The 6,007-nt window shown below is 49.1% G+C and carries 6 protein-coding genes; 2 read left to right on the top strand and 4 right to left on the bottom strand.

Annotated elements, in window-relative coordinates; genetic code table 11:
- Positions 1 to 597 precede the first annotated feature (597 nt).
- A complete protein-coding gene (locus ACUU1I_RS19085; RefSeq protein ID WP_000665677.1) occupies positions 598 to 960 on the bottom strand; it encodes a YibL family ribosome-associated protein in 363 nt (120 codons plus the stop codon).
- A 283-nt stretch (positions 961 to 1,243) separates the two neighbouring features.
- Here ACUU1I_RS19085 and yibT point away from each other — a divergent pair, with 283 nt between their 5' ends.
- On the top strand, positions 1,244 to 1,453 hold the full coding sequence (gene yibT, locus ACUU1I_RS19080) for a protein YibT (RefSeq protein WP_000517100.1): 210 nt from the start codon (positions 1,244 to 1,246) through the stop codon (positions 1,451 to 1,453).
- An 11-nt stretch (positions 1,454 to 1,464) separates the two neighbouring features.
- On the opposite strand, the gene mtlR is transcribed toward yibT, so the two are convergent.
- The 3 genes from mtlR to mtlA form a co-directional block, all read right to left on the bottom strand.
- Complete coding sequence (gene mtlR / locus ACUU1I_RS19075) at positions 1,465 to 2,052, bottom strand: mannitol operon repressor MtlR (protein ID WP_000228269.1); 588 nt, start codon at positions 2,050 to 2,052, stop codon at positions 1,465 to 1,467.
- Positions 2,052 to 3,200 (bottom strand): mannitol-1-phosphate 5-dehydrogenase, encoded by a 1,149-nt coding sequence (gene mtlD, locus ACUU1I_RS19070; RefSeq protein ID WP_000645424.1) that lies wholly within the window; start codon positions 3,198 to 3,200, stop codon positions 2,052 to 2,054. The genes mtlR and mtlD overlap by 1 nt, the downstream gene beginning before the upstream one ends.
- Positions 3,201 to 3,294: 94 nt before the next feature.
- Positions 3,295 to 5,196 (bottom strand): PTS mannitol transporter subunit IICBA, encoded by a 1,902-nt coding sequence (mtlA, locus tag ACUU1I_RS19065; RefSeq protein WP_000093280.1) that lies wholly within the window; start codon positions 5,194 to 5,196, stop codon positions 3,295 to 3,297.
- A 536-nt stretch (positions 5,197 to 5,732) separates the two neighbouring features.
- Here mtlA and ACUU1I_RS19060 point away from each other — a divergent pair.
- On the top strand, positions 5,733 to 6,007 hold a 275-nt coding region (locus ACUU1I_RS19060; RefSeq protein ID WP_449144881.1), incomplete at its 3' end, for a DUF3302 domain-containing protein.

Raw genomic sequence — 6,007 nt, 5'->3', positions numbered from 1 at the left:
TGCGCAGAGAACTGAAACAGTGACAGCACTGAAAAAAATCTTCTTCAAGTTCATGTAAAAATCCTTATTTCCTCCGACCAGCGATCAATGCCGGTAGAGTTGTCCATTGTATTATTGGTGAGCTATGTTGCTTTACATTAATGACAGTGATGTGTGTCGATTAAATATTGTTTTAAGCATTCATCATAAAAATGTATCATTCGTTTCAAAAGATGTCTGTGTTTGTATGAATATATTATTTTTCGTGGATTCTAATGATGATTATTAATAAATGTCAAATATGAAAGAAACCATGTCTGGGAAAAATTTTACAGATAATTGATTTTGTGAATATGATGATTAAAATTTCACAATTAAATCCGAAAAAAAGAGACGTAAATGCTTGTTAATTAACAAATGATATCTTCTATATATTTTTATTGTTTATAGATGGCTATTTCGGTAAAAATGCATTTTCAGAATATCAACCAGCGGTAAATCGAAGTAAAGGGAGTGAATTGTTTGGTAATTAGGCGAGTAGACAGGAGAGTCCCCGCATTGACCAGCTAAGGCAAGCCAGATGCGGGTTGATACGATCGAACCAGTCGTCTGAGGGGCTTAAAACGTAGTCTTAGAAAATCCAGTCATCTCTTCCAGGCCCATTTCGCGCCCCAGCGCGGTCATTGGGTGCACAACCACCAGTCCGCGAACACTTTTCTTCAGCTTGCCCATATCAGCCTGCTCTTTTTTGGTAATTGCTCGCTGGAACGGCATCTTCATCAGCTTCTGTGCTTCTTTACTCAGTTTTTGGCTATGAACCTCACGCAGGCGAGCAATTTCTGCTTCCAGCGTGGCTTTCTCTTTTTCCAGCTCGGCATATTTGTCTGCGGCTTCAACCAGCGACAGATCGGCCTGCTGGTGGCGGATGGCGTCCAGGCGATCGCTGAGACGTTTGATTTCGTTTTTTTCGACTTCTTTCATGTGATGGCTTCTGATAAAGATAAATTTATAGCCCCTAGTATGCGCGACCAGGTGCTTTGTTCACAACTGATGACATTGTAATAGTTCTGCAACGTAATCATTAACATGCTCAAAAACTACGCAATTCGTTGATTAATTAAGAAATCTATAGAAAAAGATAATAAACAGCAGCGGATGATTATTGAGGATTCAGCACGTTTTCCTTAATGTCATCTTTACCGGGAACCTAAACTAAAATTGGCGGCCGCGCATTCCCGGCGCGGGGTAATACGGAGATATCATCATGGGCAAATTAGGTGAAAACGTTCCGCTTCTTATCGATAAAGCCGTAGATTTCATGGCATCAAGCCAGGCGTTCCGGGAGTATCTGAAAAAACTTCCTCCCCGTAACGCGATTCCGTCCGGAATACCCGATGAAAGCGTGCCGTTATATCTACAACGTCTGGAGTATTATCGTCGGCTTTATCGGCCGAAGCAGGTAGAGGGGCAGTAAGCAGACGTTGCTTACTTTTGAAAGGCTTTTTTTAAGCTGATTTTGGAAATCAGCTCAGTCAGTGAAAGGACCATTGTTGATCGCACAGCCTGTTGATAGCGCTGAATTTGCATTGCATACAAACTGGAGTCTGCTGGTTCAAACTGTGGCGGCGGTGGTAACGCCGCCACGCAGTGCAGTTCACCAAAGGGTCCAAGGATTTCGTCGTCGGTAAAGGCGTACTCGTTGCCGTCGTGATTTAGCTCTTCACGCAATGCCATCAGCAGTTCCGCATCTTCGTATTCCTGGCGGTTAATGACGCCCAACCCGTAAATGAGTTTTAAACGCACAGAAAGATCGCCCAGCGGACCGTCGCCGTCGAGTAACGGTTCTACAGCATACTTCACCGCGTAATCGTCTTTGCGGAATACCTGAAGCACCAGAAGATTTACCGCCTCGGTCAAAAGCTCGACGGCGGTGATCAGAAAGCTTCGCACGGTTTTGCCAGCATTCAGACGCTCAAGCACACGGTTTTCAAAGGCCTGGGTTTGTTCCATTGTTGCCTGCATATCTGACAATCTGTTATTCGGGCGCAGGGTGTCCTGCGCCTGGTCCACCATTATTGCATTGCTTTATAAGCGGTTACCGCCTCGGATACAACCTCGCTGTTGGCATCAAGACCGGAAATCTGTGCCAGCGCCGCCTGCGGACCTTTGTCAGCGATCAGTGCTGCCAGTTCCTGAGCCTGCGGATCATCTTCACTGCGGAAGTGCATTGCACCAGCAATCCCCTGAATCAGATTCTTGTGCGGAAGGCTGTATTCCAGCGTACCGAGCAGTGGCTTGATCAGACGGTCGCCAGCACTCAGTTTACGCAGCGGCTGACGGCCTACGCGCTCTACATCATCTTTCAGATACGGGTTCTCAAAACGACCGAGGATTTTCTGGATGTACGCCGCATGTTTGTCTGCGTCAAAGCCGTAGCGCTTGATCAGTACCGCACCACTTTCTTCCATCGCACCTTTTACCACCGCGCGGATTTTCTCGTCGAGAATAGCGTCACGAATGGTCTGATGACCGGCCAGTTTTCCGAGGTACGCGGTTATAGCATGACCCGTGTTCAGGGTGAAGAGTTTACGTTCGACAAATGCCATCAGGTTGTCGGTTAACTCCATGCCTGGGATGTTCGGCAGTGCGCCTTTGAACTGCGTTTTATCGACAATCCATTCGCTGAAAGTTTCTACCGTCACTTCCAGCGGATCGTTAGTTGCCGAAGCCGAAGGCGGTACGATGCGGTCAACGGCGGAATCGACAAAGCCAACGTGCTCTTCTACCCACGCTTTGGCGTCTTCCGGCAGGGCGTTCATCACATGACCTTTCAGCTGCGTGGTGCCGCGTACCATGTTTTCACAGGCGATGATGTTCAGCGGGGATTCATTACCTTGTTCTTTGCGTTTCACCAGCCCTTTGGCGATAGCCGGAGCAATACGTTCCAGCACAACCGGGCCAACGGCGGTAGTGACTAAATCGACCTGAGCAATCAGATCAACGACATCATCACCAATGCTGCTGACAGCATTGACGCCGGAAACGGTATCTACCTGCTCGGTTTCACCGACCACATGAACCTGATAGCTATGACGGGCATTCAGGGCATCAAGTACCACCTGATTGACATCGGCAAACGTCAGTTGGATACCCGCGTCTGCCAGCAGTTTACCGATAAAGCCACGACCGATATTACCTGCGCCAAAATGTAATGCTTTCATAGTATTAACCTTCATCAATGTTTTTACCCGAGAGGGCTGGGGTGAGGCTTTTCCCTCACCCAAACCCTCTCCGTGAGGAGAGGGTAGGATTGGATTACTTACGACCTGCCAGCAGTTCCAGCACTTCATCCACGCTGGTGGTGTGTGCCAGACGCTCGATGACGGACTCATCATCCAGTGCATTGGTCAGGCTGGTGATAACCTGAATGTGCTCGTTGTTACGGGCTGCAATACCAATCACCAGACGGGCAATGTCATCTTCTTCTTCACCGAAGCGCACGCCTTCCGGGTACTGGCAGAACACCACGCCCGTTTTCAGTACGCGATCTTTCGCTTCAACCGTACCGTGTGGCACCGCGATAGACTCACCCAGATAAGTCGGGGTCAGTTTTTCACGATCCAGCATCGCCTGAACGTATTCCGGCTCAACGTAACCGCCTTTCACCAGCTGCTCGCCAGCAAAACGAATCGCTTCTTCTTTGGTTGCTGCTTTGCGACCGAGGAAGATGTTCTCCGCGCCCAGTTTGAACAGGTTAGCACTGGAATCGTCAAAGCTGTCTTTCACTTTCACTTCGTTTTCAGTATGGCGCTGGGCAGCAACGAGACGTTCGGTTAGGCTGGTGTACAGGCCGCTGTCGAGGAAGTTGGTCAGCGAAATATGCTGTGCCTGCGGAACCTGGCGCATAGCGCGTTCGGTCAGGTCACGGTGAGTGATGACGAGGTCCACATCTGGCGGCAGGTTGTTGATCGCGCTGTTAGTGACCGAAATCTGCGACAGACCTGCATCCTGAATTTTCTTACGCAGCACGCCTGCGCCCATCGCACTTGAACCCATACCGGCGTCACAGGCAACGATGATTTTACGTACGTGGCTCAGGTCGTTAGTCACATTGCCCGCAGATAGCGGAGATGTGCCTTTAGACTCAGCTTTCATGTCCTGCATACGACGAGTTGCTGCTTCAATATCATCTTCTTCTTTCACTTTGCTGGTTTTCAGCAAAATAGCAGAGACAACGAAGGAGACAGCCATCGCCGCACACACACCCGCGATGTTAGCGAAATAAGCACCTTTTGGTGTCATCGCCAGTACAGCAAGGATAGAACCCGGAGATGCCGGAGAAACCAGACCACCGCCCAGGATAGTCAGCGTGAACACGCCAGTCATACCGCCGAGGATGACTGCGAGGATCAGACGCGGATTCATCAGCACATACGGGAAGTAGATTTCGTGGATACCACCCAGGAAGTGGATGATTGCCGCACCGCCCGCAGACTGTTTAGCGCTACCACGACCAAAGAACATGTACGCCAGCAGCACGCCCATACCTGGACCTGGGTTAGCTTCAATCAGGAAGAAGATTGATTTACCCAGTTCATGGGACTGCTGAATACCCAGCGGCGAGAAGATACCGTGGTTAATGGCGTTGTTGAGGAACAGGATTTTCGCCGGTTCAACAAAGATAGACGCCAGCGGCAGCATGTCATGGACAACCATGAAGTTAACGCCCGCAGCCAGCATTTTGGACAGGGCTTCAACAATCGGGCCAATGCCGAGGAATGCCAGAATAGCGAGGATCATCCCGATGATGCCTGCGGAGAAGTTATTCACCAGCATCTCAAAACCGGATTTGATCTTACCGTCTACCCAGCGGTCGAAGTGCTTAATGCACCAGCCGCCCAGCGGACCTGCAATCATAGAACCGAGGAACATCGGCATGTCTGCGCCGACGATAACGCCCATGGTGGTAATGGCACCGACTACGCCGCCACGTTTGCCGCCTACCAGCTTACCACCGGTATAACCGATCAGCAGCGGTAGGAGATAAGTGATCATCGGCCCGACCAGCTTCGCCAGCGTCTCGTTCGGTAACCACCCTGTTGGAATAAATAACGCGGTGATGATACCCCACGCGATAAACGCGCCGATATTTGGCATCACCATGTTGCTGAGGAAACGACCAAAGCTTTGCACTTTGATCTTAATATCGGATGACATAAAAACACCCCTTCTTATGTTTGCTGTCGCGCAGGCTGGAAGCCCGAGGTTTTTTGTTAATGTGGCGGCAGAGGTAGCCGGACCTTGTAGATACTGCGAAATCTGGCACTGAATCGGTTAACTGTCCAGTCGACGGGCTTTTGTGTGATATCAGTCACATAAATATAGGGGGTAGAGAGGTAATTGACGTGACGCTCATCACAAAACGCCTGTGTAAAAAAGAAACAAGGCGGTGATTTTCGCTAAAAATGGCATTTAAATGTGAGTAATGTCACATTTTTGTTTTGATGGTTTGTTGAATCTTTGTGATCTGAATCACAAGATATTTTCTTACGGCGTTCACCTGATGTGATCTACAGCATGTTATGCCTTCGTCATACAATCGTTATGTAACTAAGCAACTCATCACCTCTAAAAATTATTCTTTGGTGTTATGGCGAGAATCGCGAACCCGGATTATTGTCAAAATATCAGCCTGACTCCCTTCTGGCTGCCAGCCAAAAAACAACACTGATAAACGTGAATCCGAGGCAGATATGTTTCTAAACTATTTCGCGTTGGGAGTGCTGATCTTCGTCTTTCTGGTGATTTTTTATGGAATCATCGCGATACATGACATCCCTTATCTGATTGCCAAAAAGCGCAATCACCCCCATGCCGACGCTATTCATACGGCGGGCTGGGTGAGCCTGTTTACTCTGCATGTTATCTGGCCGTTTCTGTGGATCTGGGCGACGCTCTATCAACCGGAGCGTGGCTGGGGTATGCAGTCACATGTTGCGTCGCAGGAGAAAGCGACTGAACCGGAAAT

It is taken from the genome of Shigella sp. SIG3, assembly GCF_053555855.1.
This window is presented reverse-complemented; position numbering and strand designations above follow the sequence as displayed.